The 21,496-nt window shown below is 54.5% G+C and carries 21 protein-coding genes; 11 read left to right on the top strand and 10 right to left on the bottom strand.

Features of this window, described 5'->3' with window-relative positions; translation table 11 throughout:
* The first annotated feature begins 15 nt into the window (after positions 1–15).
* On the top strand, positions 16–1,152 hold the full coding sequence (locus DHf2319_RS00520; RefSeq protein ID WP_243478870.1) for a deoxyguanosinetriphosphate triphosphohydrolase: 1,137 nt from the start codon (positions 16–18) through the stop codon (positions 1,150–1,152).
* A gap of 10 nt (positions 1,153–1,162) precedes the next feature.
* Positions 1,163–1,732: a hypothetical protein gene (locus DHf2319_RS00515; RefSeq protein WP_243478869.1), complete on the top strand. Its 570-nt coding sequence runs from the start codon at positions 1,163–1,165 to the stop codon at positions 1,730–1,732.
* A 3-nt stretch (positions 1,733–1,735) separates the two neighbouring features.
* Here DHf2319_RS00515 and uvrA read toward each other — a convergent pair whose 3' ends face one another.
* Positions 1,736–4,597, bottom strand: a complete 2,862-nt coding sequence (gene uvrA / locus DHf2319_RS00510; protein WP_243478868.1) for an excinuclease ABC subunit UvrA — start codon at positions 4,595–4,597, stop codon at positions 1,736–1,738.
* Between the two features lie 71 nt (positions 4,598–4,668).
* Between uvrA and DHf2319_RS00505 the strand changes: the two genes are divergently transcribed.
* The 3 genes from DHf2319_RS00505 to DHf2319_RS00495 all read left to right on the top strand — a co-directional run bounded on the left by DHf2319_RS00505 (position 4,669) and on the right by DHf2319_RS00495 (position 7,037).
* Positions 4,669–5,883 (top strand): MFS transporter, encoded by a 1,215-nt coding sequence (locus tag DHf2319_RS00505; RefSeq protein WP_243478867.1) that lies wholly within the window; start codon positions 4,669–4,671, stop codon positions 5,881–5,883.
* 131 nt (positions 5,884–6,014) lie between these two features.
* Positions 6,015–6,494 carry a single-stranded DNA-binding protein gene (gene ssb / locus DHf2319_RS00500; protein WP_243478866.1) on the top strand — a complete coding sequence of 160 codons (480 nt, stop codon included), beginning with the start codon at positions 6,015–6,017 and terminating at the stop codon, positions 6,492–6,494.
* 189 nt (positions 6,495–6,683) lie between these two features.
* Positions 6,684–7,037, top strand: a complete 354-nt coding sequence (locus DHf2319_RS00495) for an HVO_A0114 family putative DNA-binding protein (RefSeq protein ID WP_243478865.1) — start codon at positions 6,684–6,686, stop codon at positions 7,035–7,037.
* 11 nt (positions 7,038–7,048) lie between these two features.
* On the opposite strand, the gene DHf2319_RS00490 is transcribed toward DHf2319_RS00495, so the two are convergent.
* Positions 7,049–9,142 (bottom strand): acetate--CoA ligase family protein, encoded by a 2,094-nt coding sequence (locus DHf2319_RS00490; RefSeq protein WP_243478864.1) that lies wholly within the window; start codon positions 9,140–9,142, stop codon positions 7,049–7,051.
* Positions 9,143–9,272: 130 nt separating this feature from the next.
* Here DHf2319_RS00490 and DHf2319_RS00485 point away from each other — a divergent pair, with 130 nt between their 5' ends.
* From DHf2319_RS00485 to arsB, 3 genes are read left to right on the top strand one after another with little or no spacing between them, the layout of a single operon-like run.
* Positions 9,273–9,644, top strand: a complete 372-nt coding sequence (locus DHf2319_RS00485) for an ArsR/SmtB family transcription factor (protein WP_243478863.1) — start codon at positions 9,273–9,275, stop codon at positions 9,642–9,644.
* Positions 9,641–10,147, top strand: coding sequence for an arsenate reductase ArsC (locus DHf2319_RS00480; protein ID WP_243478862.1), 507 nt, complete (start codon positions 9,641–9,643; stop codon positions 10,145–10,147). Before DHf2319_RS00485 ends, DHf2319_RS00480 begins: the two co-directional genes overlap by 4 nt.
* On the top strand, positions 10,144–11,178 hold the full coding sequence (gene arsB, locus DHf2319_RS00475) for an ACR3 family arsenite efflux transporter (RefSeq protein WP_243478861.1): 1,035 nt from the start codon (positions 10,144–10,146) through the stop codon (positions 11,176–11,178). The genes DHf2319_RS00480 and arsB overlap by 4 nt, the downstream gene beginning before the upstream one ends.
* 30 nt (positions 11,179–11,208) lie before the next feature.
* Here the strand turns inward: arsB and DHf2319_RS00470 are convergent, their stop codons facing one another.
* Entirely contained in the window at positions 11,209–11,826 is a 618-nt protein-coding gene (locus tag DHf2319_RS00470) for an SAM-dependent methyltransferase (protein WP_243478860.1), read from the bottom strand.
* A gap of 12 nt (positions 11,827–11,838) precedes the next feature.
* Positions 11,839–12,936, bottom strand: coding sequence for a branched-chain amino acid aminotransferase (locus DHf2319_RS00465; RefSeq protein WP_243478859.1), 1,098 nt, complete (start codon positions 12,934–12,936; stop codon positions 11,839–11,841).
* Between the two features lie 136 nt (positions 12,937–13,072).
* Between DHf2319_RS00465 and DHf2319_RS00460 the strand changes: the two genes are divergently transcribed.
* From DHf2319_RS00460 to DHf2319_RS00450, 3 genes are all read left to right on the top strand, one after another.
* A complete protein-coding gene (locus DHf2319_RS00460; RefSeq protein ID WP_243478858.1) occupies positions 13,073–14,704 on the top strand; it encodes a GMC family oxidoreductase in 1,632 nt (543 codons plus the stop codon).
* A 113-nt stretch (positions 14,705–14,817) separates the two neighbouring features.
* Positions 14,818–15,240, top strand: a complete 423-nt coding sequence (locus DHf2319_RS00455) for a nucleotidyltransferase substrate binding protein (RefSeq protein ID WP_243478857.1) — start codon at positions 14,818–14,820, stop codon at positions 15,238–15,240.
* A 20-nt stretch (positions 15,241–15,260) separates the two neighbouring features.
* Positions 15,261–15,572: a nucleotidyltransferase domain-containing protein gene (locus DHf2319_RS00450; protein ID WP_243478856.1), complete on the top strand. Its 312-nt coding sequence runs from the start codon at positions 15,261–15,263 to the stop codon at positions 15,570–15,572.
* Between the two features lie 16 nt (positions 15,573–15,588).
* Here the strand turns inward: DHf2319_RS00450 and DHf2319_RS00445 are convergent, their stop codons facing one another.
* The 6 genes from DHf2319_RS00445 to DHf2319_RS00420 are packed head-to-tail and all read right to left on the bottom strand — an operon-like array spanning position 15,589 to position 21,489.
* The gene (locus DHf2319_RS00445; protein ID WP_243478855.1) at positions 15,589–16,098 is read right to left on the bottom strand and encodes an ureidoglycolate lyase; all 510 of its coding nucleotides are present in this window, start codon (positions 16,096–16,098) and stop codon (positions 15,589–15,591) included.
* Complete coding sequence (locus DHf2319_RS00440; protein ID WP_243478854.1) at positions 16,098–17,810, bottom strand: Na(+)/H(+) antiporter subunit D; 1,713 nt, start codon at positions 17,808–17,810, stop codon at positions 16,098–16,100. Before DHf2319_RS00440 ends, DHf2319_RS00445 begins: the two co-directional genes overlap by 1 nt.
* Positions 17,803–18,120 carry a hypothetical protein gene (locus DHf2319_RS00435; RefSeq protein ID WP_243478853.1) on the bottom strand — a complete coding sequence of 106 codons (318 nt, stop codon included), beginning with the start codon at positions 18,118–18,120 and terminating at the stop codon, positions 17,803–17,805. Before DHf2319_RS00435 ends, DHf2319_RS00440 begins: the two co-directional genes overlap by 8 nt.
* Complete coding sequence (locus DHf2319_RS00430; protein WP_243478852.1) at positions 18,117–19,631, bottom strand: proton-conducting transporter transmembrane domain-containing protein; 1,515 nt, start codon at positions 19,629–19,631, stop codon at positions 18,117–18,119. The genes DHf2319_RS00435 and DHf2319_RS00430 overlap by 4 nt, the downstream gene beginning before the upstream one ends.
* Positions 19,628–21,130, bottom strand: coding sequence for a monovalent cation/H+ antiporter subunit D family protein (locus DHf2319_RS00425; protein ID WP_243478851.1), 1,503 nt, complete (start codon positions 21,128–21,130; stop codon positions 19,628–19,630). The genes DHf2319_RS00430 and DHf2319_RS00425 overlap by 4 nt, the downstream gene beginning before the upstream one ends.
* On the bottom strand, positions 21,127–21,489 hold the full coding sequence (locus DHf2319_RS00420; RefSeq protein ID WP_243478850.1) for a cation:proton antiporter subunit C: 363 nt from the start codon (positions 21,487–21,489) through the stop codon (positions 21,127–21,129). Before DHf2319_RS00420 ends, DHf2319_RS00425 begins: the two co-directional genes overlap by 4 nt.
* Between the last annotated feature and the right edge of the window lie 7 nt (positions 21,490–21,496).

Raw genomic sequence — 21,496 nt, 5'->3', positions numbered from 1 at the left:
GAGGGCAATAGTTTGATGGGTGAACGTGCGCCATATGCCAGTGATCCAAGCCGCACGCGCGGTCGGCGTCACACTGAACCAGCGCCAGCCAATCGAACCGAGTTTCAGCGCGACCGTGATCGGATCATTCATGCCAATGCGTTTCGACGGCTGGAATACAAGACGCAAGTATTTGTTAACCACGAAGGTGACTGGTTTCGTACACGCCTGACGCACTCGCTGGAAGTAGCACAAATTGCCCGAGTGATTGCTGCGAGTTTGCGGTTAGACGTTGATTTGACCGAGGCCATTGCGCTAGCCCACGACTTGGGCCACACACCATTTGGGCATGCCGGGCAAGACGAATTAAATCGATGCCTGCAAGAGCTAGCACCAGAAGCAGGCGGCTTTGAGCACAACCTGCAAAGCTTGCGGGTGGTGGATGAGCTCGAGGAGCGTTATCCCGCATTTAATGGGTTGAATCTTTGTTTTGAGACCAGAGAAGGGATCTTGAAGCATTGCTCATTGAACAACGCAAAAAAACTGGGCGATGTTGGCCAACGCTTTATTGATCGCACGCAACCCTCACTTGAAGCGCAGCTCGCGAATCTGGCTGATGAAATCGCCTACAACAATCATGATGTCGATGATGGTTTGCGTTCTGGCCTGATTACCCTAGAGCAATTGTTGACCGTGCCGATCGTGGCACAGCATTATGAGGCGGTGTGCAAGCGGTGGCCAAATGTTGCCCAAAAGCGCGCCATCGCGGAGACCATTCGTCAGATGATCAACACGCTCATCATGGACGTCACCACGACCACACTAGCCAAGATAGAGGCGGCCAAGCTTGCTAGCGCTGACGATGCCAAGGCATGTGGGCCACTGGTGGTGTTTTCTGATGAGATCCGGGCGCAAGCCGACGAGCTCAAGCGGTTTTTACTGAAGGCTTTATATCGGCATTATCGAGTGCTGCGCATGACCGGCAAGGCTAAACGGGTGGTGCGAGAATTGTTCGAGGCGTTTTTAACGCAACCAGGACTGCTGCCACCTGAATATCGACGCGATGATCGGATATCGCAAGCCAGATCGATTGCAGACTATATCGCTGGCATGACAGATCGGTATGCGGTGCTTGAGCATCGTAGGCTGTTCCAGATGGATGAGTCATTTTAAGGAGGTCAGTATGTTTAAAACAATCGCTACGGCATGCACTGTGGTGATGGCCGTTGGGTTTGGCTCAACGGTCTATGCACAAAGTAGCCAAGTAGCTACGACGGATCTGTCACTCTACATTGTTCAGCAGTGCGCCTCATTGTCCAAGGGTGGTCGTTGCAATCTGTCCTTTGTGCAGACCCCGGCTGGCATGAAAGCCAGTGGCGACATTACACAAACGTGTTCGCCCGGGTGGCTGGCACACGTGACAGCCGAGCGTGGTACGGTTGAGAAGGGGGGTGTTAATCGTGGTCAAGCGGTGGTGTGTGGTCACACCGAACCGACTAACGCCCTACGGGCTCTGTTTATTGCGTGTGATGAACAAACGCTTGGTATTTGTCGAGATGCCAACCACGTCAACGTCCAATGGGCATACTGGTCAGGCAATGAGGCTGCGTTAAAACAATTGCCGATGGATAGCGCGTTGCAAATTGAGCAATTGCCTCAGGCTCAGCAGTGTGCCTCGGTTGTTCCGCTCGTGGAGTCAGTGAGTTGTTCGCCACAGGCAGCGGTGCTGTTGCGTCAAAGCGGCCTGCGCTAGAGGCTAGCCGACCGACTTCATCTTACGTTGTTGTTTGAGTTGCGCTTGACGATCGAGAACCGTTTTCAAGTAGTGCCCGGTATGACTCTCATCGGATTGCGTGATTGCTTCTGGCGTGCCTTGGGCGATGATGCGTCCACCACCTTCACCGCCCTCAGGTCCTAGATCAATCACCCAATCAGCGGTCTTGATCACATCAAGATTGTGCTCAATTACCACGACTGTATTGCCTGCTTCTACGAGTTTGTTCAGCACGGTCATCAGCAGCGAGATGTCATGGAAATGTAACCCGGTGGTGGGTTCATCGAGCACGTAAAGTGTCTGGCCGCTGCCGCGCTTGGATAACTCAAGTGAGAGCTTCACGCGTTGCGCCTCGCCACCCGACAGCGTCGTGGCGCTTTGCCCGAGGCGGATGTATGACAAACCGACATCTAGCAGTGTCTGCAGGCGTCTGGCAATCGCTGGCACGGCATCAAAGTACGACAGTGCCTGCTCGACAGTGAGCTCCAATACTTCGTGAATATTCTTGCCGCGATAGCGAATCTCAAGCGTCTCGCGGTTATAGCGTTTGCCATGGCAGACCTCACACGGCACATACATGTCCGGCAGAAAATGCATCTCGACTTTGACCATGCCATCGCCCTGGCAGGCCTCGCAACGCCCGCCTTTGACATTAAAGCTAAAGCGCCCCGGGTCATAGCCGCGTGCTCTCGCTTCAGGCACACCAGCAAACAGTTCGCGGATCGGTGAGAACAGGCCGGTGTAGGTGGCCGGATTGCTGCGGGGTGTTCGTCCAATTGGACTTTGGTCGACCGTGATGATTTTGTCGAGGTGGGTCAGGCCCTCAATGCTGACGTAGTCAGCAGGTTCATCGTGACTGCGGTTTAGCTGGCGCGACAGGGCGGCTGCGAGGGTGTCGTTGATCAGCGTTGATTTGCCTGAGCCAGATACGCCAGTGACACAGACCAAACGGCCAAGTGGCACATGCAGATCTACGCATTTCAAATTATTGCCGGTGCAACCGAGCACAGACAACCGCGGTGTATCGGTGTCGACCACGCGGCGCTTGGGTATGGCGATCTCGCGCCTGCCGCTTAAATAGTCACCAGTCAGCGAGTCGCGTGATTCAGTGATCATGGCCGGTGTGCCTTCGGCCACGACCTGGCCACCGTGCTCACCTGCGCCGGGTCCCATGTCCACTACCCAGTCGGCTTGCCGGATCATGTCTTCGTCGTGTTCGACAACCAGCACGCTATTGCCTAATTCACGCAGGTGCGTCAGTGTACTGATGAGCCGGTCGTTGTCGCGCTGGTGTAAGCCAATCGACGGCTCATCCAGCACATACATGACACCGGTTAAGCCTGATCCGATTTGACTGGCTAAGCGAATGCGTTGGGCCTCACCGCCAGAGATGGTGTCAGCGCGCCGGTCAAGTGACAAATAGGTCAGACCCACATTATTCAGAAACGTCAGTCGCGCGCGGATTTCACGCACGATACGCTCGGCAATCTCATGTTTGGCGCCCTCTAGCGTTAATGCTTCAAACCACCTCAAGCAGTCCAGCAAGGTCAGCGATTCAACTTCATGAATTGCTTTGTCACCGACATGCACGCATCGAGCTTGGTCTCTGAGTCGAGAGCCACCACAATCCGGGCAGTGGCGCTGGCTGCGCAGCCGGTTCAGTGTTTCACGCACGGTCGCCGAATCGGTTTCGCGCCAACGCCGCTGCAGATTCGGCAGTACCCCTTCAAAGGGGTGACGCTTGACGCTACTCGTGCCGTTCGGATCGAGATAAAAGAACGGGATTTCGGTGGTGCCAGAACCGTGCAAGATCACGTTTTGTATGTCGGGTGACAAGTCCTGCCAAGGCGTGTCAAGCTCAAAACCATAATGAGCTGCCAAGCTTGTGAGCAGTGCAAAGGTAAACGCATTGCGCTTGTCCCAGCCTTCAATGGCACCTGCACCTAGGCTCAGTTCGGGAAACGCAACAACCTTGTGTCGATCAAACACATCGACAAACCCCAGACCGTCACAACTCGGACAGGCACCTGAGGGACTGTTGAAACTGAAGAGCCGGGGTTCAAGTGTGGTCACGGTGTAGTCGCACTGCGGGCAGGCGTAGCGACTTGAGAAAGCCTGTTCGCTTGCCGTATCCAGATTCAGTACCAGTACCTTGCCCTCAGCCAGGCCAGTCGCTGTTTCCAGGCTTTCTGCGATGCGTGTCTGGCTGTTGGGTTTGACACGTAGCCGATCAATCACCACGTCAATATCGAGGGGCGTATCACCCGGCAGTTTGGGCAAGGGGTCGAGCGCTAGCATCTCGCCGTTGACACGGATCCGGACAAAACCTTGCGCCTGCCACTGTTGGCATAGACGGTCAGTCTCACCCACCTGCTCACGTACCACGGGCGCCACGATGGCAATACGGGTGTCTTCTGGCCACTGCATGATGGTGTCAACCATCTGACTGATACTGTGGGATATCAGTGCATCGCCATGTGTGGGGCAATACGGTGTGCCCACACGCGCAAACAGCAGGCGCAGGTAGTCGTGTATCTCGGTGATCGTCCCCACGGTTGAGCGCGGATTGTGGCTTGCCGACTTCTGTTCAATGGCAATGGCTGGCGACAGTCCTTCGATCAGATCCACATCGGGCTTTTCTAGACGCTGCAGAAACTGGCGTGCGTAGGCTGAGAGGCTCTCGACGTAGCGCCGTTGGCCTTCGGCATACAGAGTGTCAAACGCTAGAGAAGACTTACCTGAACCGGACAGCCCCGTGATGACCACGAGCGAGTTGCGTGGCAAGTCCAGTGAAATGTTCTTCAGGTTGTGGGTGCGAGCACCGCGAATTCTGATCTGATCCATGCCGACAGGCGGCTCCGGTACGAATTTTGAGGGTAACTTGGTACTATAACGCGCTCAACGGATGTTTTTCTATGCAATCTCACTCTCCTGGCTTGGCACTCACGAGCGCTGAGCGCCGTGCCAGTATTTCCTTAGCAGGACTGTTCGCTGCCCGCATGCTCGGGCTGTTTTTGTTGCTGCCCGTGTTTGCAGTGGCGGCCAAGAGCCTGGATGGCGGCATGGATCCAGCTAAGGTTGGATTAGCCCTGGGTATCTACGGGCTGACACAGGCTGTCATGCAGATTCCGTTTGGAATGGCCTCAGATCGGTTTGGTCGGCGCCCAATTGTGTTGACCGGGCTTACCCTGTTTGTGCTGGGTAGCATCATGTGTGCATTGTCTGACGATATCTTCTGGGTCACCATTGGTCGGGCGATTCAGGGCTCGGGGGCGATTTCGGCGGCGGTCACCGCGTGGCTCGCTGACGCCACCCGTCCCGAGGTGCGTACCCGGGCCATGGCCATGATCGGGGCTTCGATTGGTTTGTCGTTTGCGTTATCGCTGGTGATTGCGCCGCTCATGGTGGGTTGGGGTGGCTTGTCTGGCCTGTTTTGGTTGATCACGGGCTTGGGCGTGGTGGCCTTTGTGGTGGCTGCTGTCGTGGTGCCTGCCGCCCCCAAAGCCCCCAAACCGGCGCACCCGGCACCAGCCAAAGATGTCTTGATCCATCCTGGGCTATTGCGCTTGAACTTTGGGGTGTTTTGCTTGCACTTGAGCCAGGTGGCGTTGTTTGTGGTGATGCCACCCCTTCTGGTCAAGCTAGGTGGCATTCAGACTGACAGCTTGTGGCAAGTCTATTTGCCGGTGCTGTTTATTTCATTCCTGTTTATGGTGCCCATCATCATCTTCACAGAAAAGCGCCGCGCCCATCCCAAGACTTTGCGGTGGGCGGTGGCTGGGTTGGTGGCGGTCGGACTGGGGTTTGCGTTGACCGGTGCGCACTGGGCCTGGTTGCTGTTTTGGCTGACAGCATTTTTTGTGGCGTTTAATGTGCTTGAAGCCTTGCAACCGTCTCTGGTCTCTAGGGTCGCGCCGCCAGAACTGAAGGGTCTGGCTTTGGGTGTTTACAACACCACGCAGGCAACCGGGCTCTTTCTTGGGGGTGCTCTAGGCGGGTGGCTGGTGCAGTCCATGGGCCATGTTGCGGTTTTTTGGGTGATCGCTGGACTGAGTGTGGCCTGGCTGCTAGTGACCTGGCGCCTAACCATGCCACCGATGGCAACGGCGGCGCCTAAAACGGCTGCTTAGCCATCCGTTGTGGAATACACTGATGGGCAATCGTCTGCACTTTGTCACCGTTGTCCGGCTATGTCAGGCAACATGACGACATTGCGGTTTCTGACGCAAGCGAAGGTAAATTTTGAGTGAGGGAGAACTGAGTGGCATCGGTCAATAAAGTGATTCTGGTGGGCAATCTGGGACGTGACCCAGAGGTACGCTACAGTGCTGAAGGCAGCGCGATTTGCAATATCTCGATTGCAACCACTAGCAACTGGAAAGATAAGGCAACCGGCGAGCGCCGCGAAGAAACCGAGTGGCACCGCGTGGTCATGTATAACCGTCTGGCTGAAATTGCCGGTGAATACCTGCGCAAAGGTCGCCCGGTCTATATCGAAGGTCGCCTGCGCACCCGCAAATGGCAGAACAAGGAAGGGCAGGATCAATACACCACGGAAGTGATAGCCGACCAGATGCAAATGTTAGGTGGGCGCGATGGCATGGGTGGTGAGGGTGGCGGTGGCGGCGGCTACGAAGGCGGTTCGCGTCCCGCAGCCCGTCCTCAAGCACAGCGACCGGCAGCCCCTGCTGCGGGTGGCAGCGCTAATCTGGGTGATCTGGACGACGACATTCCGTTTTGAGTAGTCGACCGCTTAGCGGTCATTTCAGATAGCCAAGCAATACCGAGTCCCGGCCAATCGATGTTGGCCGGGACTTGTTGTTTGTGGGGGGTGTGTAACTGTTGTCTGGTTTGGTTGCAGTGTGTGCTGCCACATATGACGAAAGCAAAATGGGCAAATTTTCCCGCTAAGACACAATAGGTTGATAAAGTGAACATATTGATTTTGGACCTTCGTGACCTTAATAAGGGTTTGGCTGATGCTGCCAGAGCTATGCAAACGGGCAAAGCCGATCCCTGCGCGCGCATCGGCTTCGCAACGCCAGAGTTGCTATGGCAGGTATTGACCGCTAAGCGTTGGGAATTGCTGAAGGCAATGTGTGGCGCCGGGCCAATGTCTATTCGGGCGGCAGCGCGCCGTGTCAATCGGGATGTCAAAGCAGTCCACAGTGATATCACTGCGTTGATCGCCGCTGGTGTGGTGTGCAGAAACCAGGACGGTCAAGGTCAAGTGCAGTTTCCGTTTGATGCGGTGAAGGTTGAGTTTATGCTGCAGGCGGCCTGAGCTTTACTTGGCTAAGGTTGCAACGTAATTACCGCATCGGCGGCGTAGACCCCTTCGCCCTCAGGCATGACAAACACCGGGTTCAGGTCGATGGACTGTAGCTTGGGGCCTGCGGCCACAGCAAAGGCCGACAGCTTGGCCAGCATCTTCGCCAAGGCCTTGAGATCTGCCTTTGCTTGTCCGCGTGCGCCGAGCAACAGCGGTGCGCCCTTGATGCTGTGAATCATCTCGAGCGCGACGTCTTCACCAAATGGGCAGCGATGTAGCACCACGTCATCGAGAATTTCAACAAATATGCCACCTAAGCCAAACACGGCCATGGGGCCAAACACGGGGTCACGCTGAATGCCCAGCAGACATTGCACCCCACCCTGCATTTGTTTGGCAACGAGTACGCCTTCAATTCTGGCGGCAGAGTCATGTTGCTTGGCACGCTCGATTAACGTCTGAAATCCTGCCCGTATTTGGTCATCGCCTTGCACATTTAGCAGCACGCCACCCATCTCGGTTTTGTGGAGAATATCGGGCGAGACGATTTTAAGGACTGCCGGACCATTGAGAGCTTGACTAGCGGCGATGGCTTGCTCTGGTGTTGTACAGACAGTCTCTGGAACCACTGAGATCCCTGCCGCGGATAGAATGGCTTTGGCAGTGGCTTCGCTTGGGGTGGTATCGGGCAAAGTGATGGCTGCCATAGCAGGGGGCGTTTGCTTAGGTTGGCGATCAAACGCCTGACCATAATGACCCATGGCCGCAATTGCAGCCACCGCCCGGCTTGGGTCTTCAAACACGGTGAAACCATCTTCTTCATAACGCCTGAGTTTGTCGGCATCGCCCAAGGCAATCAATACAAACAGACGATCAGGATGCGCCTGACCGAGCGACTTCAGTTCCTCACGTAGGCGATCACCGGTGGTAGCGGCTGTGGCGGTGTAGGTGACAAATCCGAGAATGGACCGGTAGCCGCCGTCGACAACGAGTGATTCGGTAAATGCTCGCATCAGCGTCATGTCATTTAGCACCTGTGCAGTGGTGTCCACTGGATTGACAGGGGTGGCAAATGGCAAGAGTTCAAGCAGTTTTTTCTGGGCGGATTCAGGCATGGGTGGCATGGCAAGCTGATGTAGTGCGGCGGCATCCGAAATAATCACGCCAGCACCACCGCTGACGGTAAACACACCGAGCGTGTTGTCAGCCGGGTAAATGCCACGGGTGGCTAGCCGCGCAATGTCAAGCATTTGCTCGGTGGTTTGCACTCGCACGACACCTAGTTCAGCCATGACGGCGTCAAACACCCTGTCATCGCCGGCGATAGACGCCGTGTGCGACAAAGCAGCGGCTTGGCCCAATGCGCTTTGTCCCACCTTCATGATGACCACGGGTTTGCGCTTTTGGCGGGCGCGTTCAAGCGCGGCCACCAGCGTATCGGCCTCTTTTACACCCTCGGAGTAAAGGGCAATGACCTTGGTGTTTGGATCCTCGACCAGTAGGTCAACGATGTCGCCTAAAGTCAGATCGGCCTCGTTACCGGTCATGACCATGGCTGATAGGCCAATGCCGGCAGCCACCGCAGCCGTCATCAGGTGAGCGCCGTAGGCGCCAGACTGGCTCACGATGGCGACGTTACCGGGTTTAGGAAAGCCAAGCTCAAGACCGGTCGCAAAACTACCGTAAAAATGAGTTTGTGGATTAATCATGCCCAGTGAATTCGGGCCAATCAAGCGCATGCCATGGGCTTTGGCCATGGCCACTATCTCATCTTGTAGTGCAGCCCCTTTTTCACCGATTTCAGCAAACCCGGCACTAAAAAGAATCGCGCCGGCACAGCCTCGCTTGGCCAGCGCCGTGACCGTGTCTAGCACTGCTGAGGCTGGCACAGCGACGATGGCCACATCCGGTGTCTCTGGTAGGGCATCAATACTCGGATAGGCTTTCAAGCCTTGAACCGTCTCGCGTTTTGGATTAACCGGCAAGATTGTCCCCGCAAAACCTTGCTTGAGCATATAAGCAATCGGTTTGCCACCGATGCGTGAGGCGTCTTCCGAGGCGCCGATCACAGCGACAGTCTGTGGGCAAAGCAGGCGGTTCAAGCTGGCAGAGTTCATGGATGCCTTCATCAGTACAGTGGACTCGTTCAGTTTAGAAGCGGGAATCTCATTGAGGGAATCGCCATTTAAAAACCTGTCATTAAAAATTCACAAACATTTCGATAATTATCGAAATACAATCCTTCCCATGCAAACACAAACCGAGTCCGTATCTACCGAGCAAGCAGCCGCCATGTTGGCTGCCATTGGCCATCCCGTGCGCTTACGGCTCTTTAGAGAGTTGGTGCAAGCCGGTCCGAACGGCTTGCCTGCTGGCGAGATGGCCCGGTTACTTGATATGCCGCCGTCGTCCTTGAATTTCCATTTGCGTGCGTTGCAACAAAGTGGCTTGGTGACATCCCGTACACAGGGCCGGTTTGTGATCTACACAGCATTATTCGATGCCATGTCTGAATTGCTCGGGTTTCTGACGGACAACTGTTGCGGCGGTAACCCCTGTATGCCAAATGCAACGTCAACGCCACGTTGCACGTCCAAACCTAAATCGGAAACATCATGACCACAGAAGATCGACCCTGGAATGTTCTGTTCTTGTGCCGCGCCAATTCAGCGCGCAGCCAGATTGCCGAGGTATTGTTAAACCGCATGGCCCAGGGTCGTTTCAAGGCCTACAGTGCCGGCAGCCAGCCAGCCCAGGCGGTGCATCCGCTGACTTTCGAAGTGCTCAAGGGGCTGGACTATCCGTTGGATCAGTTACGGCCCAAGGACTGGGCCGAGTTTGGCAAACCGGATGCGCCAGTGATGGACTTCGTGTTTACCGTTTGTGACGACACGGCTGGCGAAGTGTGTCCGGCTTGGCCGGGGCAGCCGATGACAGCGCACTGGGGTGTCAGCGATCCAGCCGCGGTAACCGGCAATGAGGCGCTTCAGATGACAGCATTTGGCGATGCGTTACGTCAGATCCGGCGTCGACTTGAGATATTTGTCGAGCTGCCGATCGAAAAACTGGACCGCTTGTCTCTACAATCGAAGGTCGATGAGATTGGTAGAACAACTGCATGAGTGTCTTTGAGCGGTACTTAAGCGTCTGGGTGGTGTTGTGCATGGTGGCGGGCATTGCGATTGGTAATGTCGCACCGGGGCTAGCCCAGTTCGTTGGCAAGCTGGAGATTGCACACGTCAATCTTCCGGTAGGTTTACTGATCTGGATCATGATCATTCCGATGCTCATGAAAATAGATTTCTCGCGCATTGCGGATGTATGGCAACAGCGCGCGGGCATTGGCATCACCCTGGTGGTGAACTGGGCCATCAAACCCTTCACCATGGCTGCTCTCGGTTGGCTCTTTATCGGTTACGTGTTCAAACCGTGGTTGCCGGCAGACCAGATCGATAGCTACATTGCTGGTCTGATACTGCTTGGAGCTGCGCCATGTACCGCCATGGTGTTTGTTTGGAGCAATTTGTGCAAAGGCGATGCGAACTTCACCATCAGTCAGGTGGCACTGAACGACCTGGTGATGGTGTTTGCCTTTGCGCCGATCGTGGCGTTGTTGCTCGGGGTGTCTTCGATTCCGGTGCCTTGGGATACTCTGTTGTTGTCGGTGGTGATCTATATCGTCATTCCGTTGGCGATCGCTCAATGGGCGCGCAAGCGCCTCATGCAAAAGGGACCACAGGCGTATGCACGCATGCTTGAACGGATTGGTCCGTTCACCATCATGGCGTTGTTGGCCACATTAGTGCTGTTGTTTTCATTTCAAGGGCAAGCGATTATTGAGCAACCACTCATCATCGCCATGCTGGCTGTGCCGATCTTGTTGCAAGGCCTGTTGATTGCAGGTCTTGGTTATTGGTTGAATTTACGTTGCCGTGTGCGTCACGATGTGGCGGGGCCGTCGACCATGATTGGCGCTTCGAACTTTTTTGAGTTGGCGGTGGCCGTGGCCATCGTACTTTATGGCTTTGACAGTGGCGCGGCCTTGGCCACGGTGGTGGGTGTGCTGATCGAGGTACCCGTGATGCTGTGGCTTGTGCGCATGGTGAACCGATCACGCGCCTGGTATGACGCCAAACTCCAACAGACCAGTTGAGATTTCAGTCTGAAACGACAGGCTGGATTTTTATGGCTTACGGGCCACCAGATCCACCAAGGCTGACATCCCTTGATGGCCTTTGCCTTCACTTAGTGCGGCGTCGTATTCCTCGAGTACCTCGACTTGCATGTCACCAAAGTGTTCGCGCATGAGGTCAAGGGTGTAGAGGTGCTCCGGGATCCCGGGGCCACCGGTCTTGTACTCCAGTTGTTTAAGGCCATAGCCTTCGATGAGAAGGTATCCACCGGATCGGGTGGCTTGCTTCATGCCTTTAAACAGCTCGGCCCGTAACTTGGGGTTGGCAAACTGAAAAAAGATACCGACTACCATGTCGTACTGTCGGGCATCCCAGTCCATCTCGGTAGCGTCTGCTGTCACTACGTGCATGTTGACACCACGTTCGGCCGCCAGTGCTCGGGCTCTTTCTGATGCAGCCGGTGCTGAATCAACCGACCACACTTCACAGCCTTGCTCGGCTAACCACACGCCATTGCGACCTTCACCGTCGGCCACAGCCAGTACGGTCATGCCGGGTTTGATTCGGGGTGTAGCGTGTTTGACCAGAAATGCGTTTGGTTCTTTACCAAACACATAATCGTCAGAGGCGAGGAATCGTTCATTCCATTTCGAGATGGCAGTTTTCATGTGGGGGAGCGCTTAAGCCAGTTTCATCATCCAGCCATGCGGGTCAGCAGCACGGCCATACTGAATATCAGTCAATGCTTTCCTCAGTGACATGGTGAGTTCACCAGCCGGCGCATCATCACGCCCGGCTACAAAGTCTTTACCCTTGATCGAGCAAATCGGGGTGATCACAGCGGCGGTACCGCAGGCAAAGGCCTCAGAAATCTCGCCATTGTTCATGCCCGCTTGCACTTCCTCAAGCGTGATTTGTCGCTCTTCAACCACCCGGCCTTGATCTTTGGCCAATTGGATCAGGCTGTCACGCGTGACACCTTCCAGAATGCTGCCAGTTAGCGACGGGGTTAACAGCGAGCCGTCTTTGCGCACTAAAAACAGATTCATGCCACCTAGCTCTTCCAGATAGGTTCCATGGACGGCATCCAAAAACAAGACCTGAGAGCAACCTTGTTTGTAGGCTTCCTGTTGCGGCAACAGCGACGCAGAGTAGTTACCGCCACATTTGGCGGCACCGGTGCCACCGCGTCCGGCGCGGGTGTAGTGTTCAGACACCCAGATCGACACGGGGGCGACACCCTTGGGAAAGTAAGCGCCCGCAGGAGAACCGATCACATAATAAGAGGCGTGTTGAGCAGCTCGTACGCCCAAGAACCGTTCGCTGGCAATCGTAAACGGACGCAAATACAAGCTGGTCTCGGGTGCGGTCGGTACCCACGCTTTGTCAACGAGGATCAGTTGTCGAATCGATTCCAGAAACTCGGCTTCAGGTAGTGGGGGTAGTGCCAGACGTTCGGCTGAGCGCTGCATCCGTGCCGCATTGGCCTGTGGCCGAAATGCCCAGACCGAGCCGTCGGCATGGCGATAAGCCTTAAGACCTTCAAAGATCTCTTGTGCGTAATGCAGCACTGAACAGGCTGGGTCCAACGACAGCGGACCGTAGGGCTGTACTCTGGCGTTGTACCAGCCGCGTTCGAGCGACCAGTCGATGCCAACCATGTGATCGCTAAAATTGACACCGAATCCAGGGTTGGCAAGTATCCTTGCTCTTTCTTCGTCGCTGCGACGGTTCTTCGAGGTTGTCACCGAAAATTCGAGAGTAGCAGTAGCGGTCATAATGGGTTCAAACTGGTTAGGGCCAAAGGCGGCGAAGTAAAGGCAACTTGACGTTGACCTACAAAATGAACTAAATCCAACAAAACTACAACTGTACACATAATTTACGCTCTTCAGGGAGCTTGCCGGGGACAAGATGCCGACCGATTCAACCAACCGCTCAAACACTCCGAGTGCAGGCGAGTTTGATTACATCGTGGTGGGGGCGGGCACAGCAGGCTGCCTGTTGGCCAACCGGCTCTCAGCCGACCCCTCCAAACGGGTGTTGTTGCTTGAAGCTGGTGGCAAGGACAACTACCACTGGATTCATATCCCGGTGGGGTATCTCTACTGCATTGGAAACCCCAGAACTGACTGGTTGTTTAAAACCGAGGCCGATCCGGGGCTCAATGGCCGTCAACTTGGTTACCCCCGTGGCAAGGTCATGGGCGGCTGTTCATCCATTAACGGCATGATTTACATGCGTGGCCAGCGCCAGGATTACGACAGCTGGCGTGATGCGGGCAATGAAGGCTGGGGCTGGGATGATGTGTTGCCGATCTTCAAATCCATGGAGGACTACCACGGTGGTGCAAGTGATATGCACGGTGCCGGCGGCGAGTGGCGAGTAGAAAAGCAACGTCTATCGTGGGAGATTCTGGATGCATTTCGGGAGGCGGCAGCCCAAGCAGGCATTCCCAAGATTGAGGATTTCAATCGTGGCGACAATGAGGGTGCTTCGTACTTTGAGGTAAATCAGCGTTCTGGCTGGCGCTGGAATGCGGTCAAAGCGTTTATCAAGCCCATTGAACACCGGACCAACCTGACCATCCTCACGCATGCGCGCACCACGAGCCTAATCTTCGATGGCAAGCGAGCTACGGGCGTTGAGTTTGTGCGCCACGCACAAAAGCTAATCGCTACTGCCAAAGGCGCGGTAGTGCTGGCCGCCGGATCGATCGGTTCAGTGCAAATTCTGCAGTCCTCCGGTATTGGTCCAGCTACGCTCTTACAAAAGCTGAACATCCCGGTGCTGCATGACTTACCAGGTGTGGGCCGCAACCTGCAGGACCATCTACAAATCAGAACGGTATTCAAAATCCAGAATGCCAAGTCTTTGAATACCATGGCCAATAGCCTGTGGGGTAAAGCCAAGATGGGCTTGCAATATCTCATCAATCGGACTGGCCCCTTGAGCATGGCACCCTCGCAGTTGGGCGTGTTCGCCAAGTCCGACCCAAGCTACGATCGAGCCAATGTCGAGTATCACGTGCAGCCCTTGTCACTAGAGAAGTTTGGTGACCCTTTGCATGACTTTCCAGCGTTTACCGCATCAGTTTGTAATCTCAGGCCTTCTAGTCGTGGGTTTGTTGAGATCGTGTCACCCGACACCGATGTCGCACCACGCATTAATTGCTGTTACCTCTCGACCGAAGAAGATCGCAAGGTGGCCGCACAAAGCATTGAGTTGACCCGACGCATCGTCGCACAGCCCGCATTAGCACTCTATCATCCAGAAGAAATCAAGCCCGGTCCAGAGATCACGAGCCCAGAGGCATTAGCCCAAGCGGCAGGTGATATTGCGACCACGATTTTTCATCCGGTGGGTACTTGCAAGATGGGCAAAGATGAGATGGCCGTGGTTGATTCTTCGCTTCGGGTGCATGGCATAGACGGGCTATGGGTTGCAGACGCATCGGTGATGCCAACCATTACGTCGGGCAATACCAATTCACCGACGTTGGTGATTGCGCAAAAGGCGGCTGATGCTATTTTGCAGTTGACGTAATACGCTGAAATATTGAGGCTAGCAAAGGACTAACGCTCCGGGTAGATTTTGCCCTACTGGTGATCAGGGGCTGCAGGTGTCTTGCTATGCTCCACGGCTTTAGGAGACCGCATATGTCAGATCAAGATATTCGCTGGAAACAGCGCTTTGTTAACTTCAAAAAAGCACATGTACAGTTAAAAGAGGCTTTAACCCTCATGCAACAGCGTCCGCTGACGAATCTAGAAAAGCAAGGCGTGATCAAGGGGTTTGAATTTATATATGAGCTGTCTTGGAAAGTGCTGCGAGACTATCTAATTTGGCAGGGCGTAGCATCTATCGCTGGATCACGAGATGCGATACGCGAAGCGTTTAAATTAGGGTTAATCAGTGATGGACATGCTTGGATGGAGATGTTGAAAGATCGTAACAATACGGTACATATTTATGATGAGGCAACCGTGAGTATAGTTCTGGATAACTTGAAGCAGCGTTATGCTGTTTTATTCAATGAGCTCGAAGAGCAGTTCGATCGTCTTTCGAACATTAGTTCATAACTTTGATTTGTACTTCGCTTATGGAACCTATGTATGGATTACTCGCCAATGATCTGGAAAAAATGCGAGAAGTATTTGAGCGGTATCCACAGGTAAATCGAGTCATTCTGTACGGTTCTAGGGCAAAAGGAAATTTCAAACCCGGTTCTGATATCGATATGACGTTAGAAGCAAAAATGGATAGCCAAACGTATGGTCAGTTATTGACGGATCTAGATGATCTGCTACTACCTTATCAAATTGATCTTTCGCTCTATCACCAACTTCAAAACCCGGAGCTGATATCCCACATCAACCGGGTTGGCAAAGTTTTGTACGAAAGGCATTCCTGATAAGAGCTTTACCCTACTACAAAGCATAGGCTTTTAGCGTGATCGGTTGCTCGATCATAAACACGTCGCAATCCACCTCAGCCGCTACCCGCTCAATCACCACAAAATCCCCATCCTCGGCAGCGATCAACCCGTGATGCCAGGTGCCTGCACGCAATGTGATGGCGTGATTGCCATCGACCCAGAATGCTCGCAAGGTATGGAGGTTTGGTGCTTGGCCGCTTGAATCTGATTGCGCCACCACGACTACAAAGTTCACGCCACCCATGGGCACAAATGTTTGACTACCCAATCGGTGACGTTCAAGCTCCCGCAGTGTCAGTGGCAGTGCTTGTCCTTTGGCACGGTAGAGAAATGCTTGGCCTTGACCGTCTTTGGCTGTAAGGCTGAGTGCTTCAGACGCAAACTTCGTGGTCGTGCCTTGATTGATCAGCTTGCCATTGGTGGCCATGTGACCACCAATGACATCGCCGTAGTCGGTGAACGCTGACTGTGACAACGGCTCGATATGCAGTATGTCGCTCATCAGAACAGCAGTATGTACAGTCCGTAGAGCGCCACAAAGAACACCACCCACACCGTGGTTAGCCCGATGCTCCAGGTCTGGCCGATGGGGCCATTGCTGCCATAGGTTTGACCCATCGATTGCCATATGTTGCCTAGGCGCTTTTGCATGGCAGTGATAAAGCCTCGCCAACTCTGACGGACTACATCACTGATGCCAAAGACAACAATGGGCGCAAGTTTGCGATAGACCCAGTCGGTATCCACGCTTAGCTTGCGCTCACCACCCAGATGTTTGAGCATCAAGAAAAAGCCTAATCCTGTGAACAGCAGTAACTGCAGCTCCCAGAACAAGTGGCCTGCTGAATAAGCGTTGTATTCCACCGGTGCAGGCATGAAGCTATAGAGCCATGCTGGGTAGACGCCGATGAAGATGCAGAAAAACGCTGCAATGCCCATGGCTAGCAACATGTTCCACGGCGCCTCGGCCGGACGCAAGCCCGCGTCCTTGGACAGGAACGTGAAGTACGGAAGTTTTAAGCCTGTGTGCAAGAACGTACCGGCTGATGCCATTGACAGCAGTAGCCATACCCAAGCGAGTTTGTCGACTGCCGCGGCTTCAACCACCATGGTCTTGCTAACAAAGCCACTAAATAGCGGGAAGGCAGAAATGGAGGCAGCACCGATCATGTAAAGCACAAAGGTCAGCGGCATGTACTTATAGATGCCGCCTAGTTCGGTCAGCTTGCTCTTGCCGGTCATATGAATAACGGCACCAGCCCCCATGAACAGCACGGACTTGTAAAGAATGTGGGTAAAGGCGTGTGCGGTGGCACCATTTAATGCAATGGCTGTGCCCATACCGACACCGGCCACCATGTAGCCCACCTGACTGATGATGTGATAGGCCAACAGTCTGCGGATGTCGTTGGCAAGCACTGCATACACCACGCCCCACAGTGCCATGACCACGCCCATCCAGATCAGGAACTCCGTACCTGGAAATCCGCGAATCAAGGTGTAGACCGCTGTCTTGGTGGTCAGTGCACTCAAGAAAATCGCCCCAGTGATGGTCGACTCTGGGTAAGCATCTGATAGCCAGGCATGCAGTGGTGGCACAGCAGCATTGATCAGGAACCCGATCAGGATCAAATAGAACGCCGTGCCAGTGGCTTGCATCTGCTCAAACGCCATCGATCCGGTCTCACCGTACTGCAGCACGATGCCTGCCAAGAGCATGACACCACTGACCGCGTGAACCAGCAGGTAACGGTAGCCAGCGGTGTAGGCGGTCGGCGTGTTGCGACGCCAGATGAGCCAGACTGACGCTAGCATCATCATTTCCCAGAACACATAGAGTGTGAGCAGGTCGCCGGCGAATGCCACCCCGGTCGCTGCCGCTGCATAAATTAATGCGGACACATGCTGGATGTTGTCCTTCACGTGCAGGGAGTAGATGGTAGCGATCAGCGTGATCAGGCTAAAGACATAGGCAAATGCCAGGCTTAGCTTGTCCGCACGACCGGTGACAAATTCCAGACCCGCGACAGAGAACTGTCCATATACGCCGGCTTGAGTCTGGAACACAATGAAGATGAAAGCCAGTGCCAGTGCGACCCGATAGCCTTGCTGGACTGTTCCTTTCAGGAACGGGATGACGAGCGCACCGAGGATCAGAAAAATGCTTGGATGCAGCCACCAGCCACTTTGCATCACGGCTTGGGTTTCAGTCATCTTGGGCCTCCCGCTTGGCCGGGTCACCAATCAGACTGTTGGGCTTGCTTTCATTGTCGTAGTAGTCCTCAGGGCGATACAAAAATTTGTAGCCGAGGAATTTAGACACCACCACAATCACGAAGCAGGAGAAGATGCCATAAACCGCACCCGCACCTGGTAGTGACTCCCAGAAGAACCGGTCGTAGCCTGCCGGGAAAATGAAGTTGGCAATCACCAGCAGCGCCATGATCGTGAGCATCACACGGCTAAGCAGTTTGGAATTGTTGACCATCCATTCGAGGATGCGTCCGAGTCGGGAGATTTTCATGACGCGGCTCCGGTGAAGATTGTCTGAAGCAAAGCGCGAATGGGTACCCATTCAAAAAACAGCACAAATGTACCCAGTGCGGTGAACACCAGCGGCACCAAACAAAACAGCGGGGCTTCTGCCAGGCCAAAGCGGCGTAAGCTGGTGCTGTCATGCTCATCGTGGTGATCATGATGGGCATCTTCTTTGGGTGGCGCGAGCAAGAATGCGCGAATCACCGGTGGAATCAGGTACGCCACATTCAGTAGCGTGCTGATGAGCAACACCACAATCATGATGGCGTGGTGAGCTTCTACGGCGCCTAGCATCAAATTCCACTTACTCCAGAAACCACCAAGTGGTGGCGCACCAATCACAGAGAGCGCACCCAATAGGAACGCAAAAAACGTAATCGGCATCTTGCGACCCAAACCATCCATTTGCGGGATCTCACTCTTGTGAGCCGCGACATAGATCGCACCGGCGCAGAAAAACAGCGTGATCTTGCCAAACGCATGCATCACGATATGTAGGCCACCCCCCAAGATTGCCAATTCATTGGCAAGCATGGCACCGAGCACAATGTAGGACAGTTGGCTGACCGTGGAATACGCCAACCGGGCTTTCAGGTTGGTCTTTTGCAGGGCAACGATTGAAGCGGACAAGAGCGTGAACGCCGCTACCCACATGATGAGGTCACTGCTCCAGAGGCTTTGCAGGTAATCCAGACCAAACAAATACACACTGACTTTGAGGACCGTGAATACACCGGCCTTAACCACGGCCACGGCATGCAGCAAGGCACTGACTGGCGTGGGAGCGACCATGGCCGATGGCAGCCAGCGGTGAAACGGCATCAGTGCGGCTTTACCGATACCGAACATGTAGAGGATTAGCAGCACAGCACCAATGCCGCGACTGACGTTGTCCTGCAAAATCCCGCCCGGCACAAAATCCAACGTACCGGCCATAAACCAGGTCACGAGCATGGCAGGCAGCATCAAGCCAATCGAAGTGCCTAACAAAAGCCCCAAATAAATACGGGCGCCGCGCTTGGCCTCTTCATTGCCCTTGTGTGCGACCAATGGATAGGTCGATAGCGACAACACTTCATAGAAGATAAACAGCGTGAACATGTTGTCAGCAAATGCCACGCCCAGAGCTGCGAAGATCGCGATCGAGAAACACGCAAAAAATCGGGTCTGGTTCTTCTCATGCGCACCGCGCATGTAACCGATGCCATACAGCGAGGTCACCACCCAAAGGCCCGATGCCACCAATCCAAATATCATGCCCAGCGGTTCAACGGCAAACGCCAATGGCAAACCGGGCATGATCTCAAACAGCACCACGCCGGGTCGACCGCCCGCATTGACCGATGGCAGGATCGAGAGCACAGTCAGAAATACCAAGACTGCCGAGGCCACCATCAAACTGTCGCGTAAGTTGCGGTTGGCACCCGTCAGCGCAATCACCAAGGCGCCTACCAGTGGGATCGCCAAGGCGGACAGAATCAATGTCACATCGCTCATCGTCCGCCTCCCATCAGATCAAAAGCTTCCATGTTGGCTAGGCTCAAGGGAAGTTCGGGGTCAATGCCAAACCAAATGTTGGCTGCCACTAACACCCACAGGGTGACCAGTATTGGCATGGGCGCTTCTTCGCGCTTGATGTCATCGAGTGAGCCCGTGGCCGGTGCTTTGAAATAGGCGACTTCGACCACTTTCCAGATGTAGACAACCGCCATGAGTGAGCTTGTCAGAATCAAGATGGTTAGCAAGATACCCAGACCGGGCTCTTCAAGCACAGCCTGTATCAGATACCACTTGCTGATAAAACCTGCGGTCAGTGGCACACCGATTAGTGACAGGCCAGCGATCACAAACCCCAGCATGGTCAATGGCATGCGACGACCAAGACCGGCTAGTTGATCAAGGTTGGCACTGCCAAACCGTAAAACAATGCCGGCTACAGCCGTAAATAAGGCTGCTTTCATCAACGCATGGTTAAAGAAATGCACCACGGCAGCGGTGATGCCGGCACTGCTGACCAGTGAGATGGCTAATACGATGTAACCAATCTGAGCTACTGATGAATAACCCAGCATGCGTTTGAGGTCACGCTCAAAGATCGCCACGGCCGAGCCCACCAGGAAAGCAGCCACACATAGCGGAATAAGCAGCGAAGACAGGAAGTAAGCCTGATCACCGAGGTTTGGTAGCAGTACGACAAAGTCAAAGCGCAGCATCACAAAGAGCGCTACTTTGGTTGAACACGCCGCAAAGAAAACAGCCACCGGTGTCGGTGCAAACTGGTAGGCATTGGGCATCCAGGCATGCATGGGAAATAGCGCGGCTTTGAGCGCCAAACCCAGAATCAGGAACCCACCTGCGATCAGAACCGGTAAGGTGTCTGATACATCGGCCAGGCGATCGGCCATGTCAGCCAGGTTCAGCGTGCCTGTCATCATGTAGAGATAACCCACGCCGATCAGATAAAACGTCGCGCCAGTGGTACCCGTGACCAAGTAGGTGAAGCTCGCGGTCAGCGCACGGCGGTTGGGTCCGTTGGCCACCATGACATACGAGGCCAGTGACGAGATCTCCATGAATACGAACACGTTAAACGCATCACCAGTCACGGTGATCCCGATCAGACCGGCTAGCGCCAACAGCCAGCAGGAATACAGCAATGATTGATGTTGCTCGCCAACTTCACTGTCCATGCTTTGGGCGCCGGCCACGAGCGCTGCCAGCGATGCGCCGCTGATGATCAACACCATCAGTGCCGAGAACGGACCAATCGCCAAGCCAATGCCAAACGGCACTGGCCAGTTGCCCAGTTCGTAATAGATCGTGCCGGTTTGCAAGACTTGGGCTGTCAAGCCAATGGCAATCAGAAACGTGACAGCACTCGTGACAGTGGCAATCAGCCAAGGCGCACGCCCACGGCTAGCGACCATGGCCAGCAGAGGCGCCACAAATAGCGGTACCACCACAACCAGAATGGGGAGTTGTTCCAGTAACGTCATGCTTGCTCATCCAGTCGGCGGGTATCGGCTTCTTCGACCGAGCCATATTCCTCACGAATGCGAATGGCAATCGCAAGCCCTAGTGCCGTGACCGCAATGCCCACCACGATGGCCGTCAGGATCAGCACTTGCGGCAGTGGGTTAGCAAACAATTGGTCAGGCGATGGCGGACCACGGAAAATAGGTCCCGTGCCGCCTTCGACCTTGTCCATGGTAATGAACAATAGAAATACAGCCGACTGGAAAATACCGAGTCCAATCATCCGCTTGACATAGTTACCACTGGCAATGACGGCGTATAAGCCCACCACTAGCAGCAGAATAAATACCCAATAGTTGTAAAGTCCGAGTAGCGTCATCTGCGAG

Source organism: Orrella daihaiensis, assembly GCF_022811525.1.
Taxonomy (GTDB): Bacteria; Pseudomonadota; Gammaproteobacteria; order Burkholderiales; family Burkholderiaceae_B; genus Algicoccus; species Algicoccus daihaiensis.
This window is presented reverse-complemented; position numbering and strand designations above follow the sequence as displayed.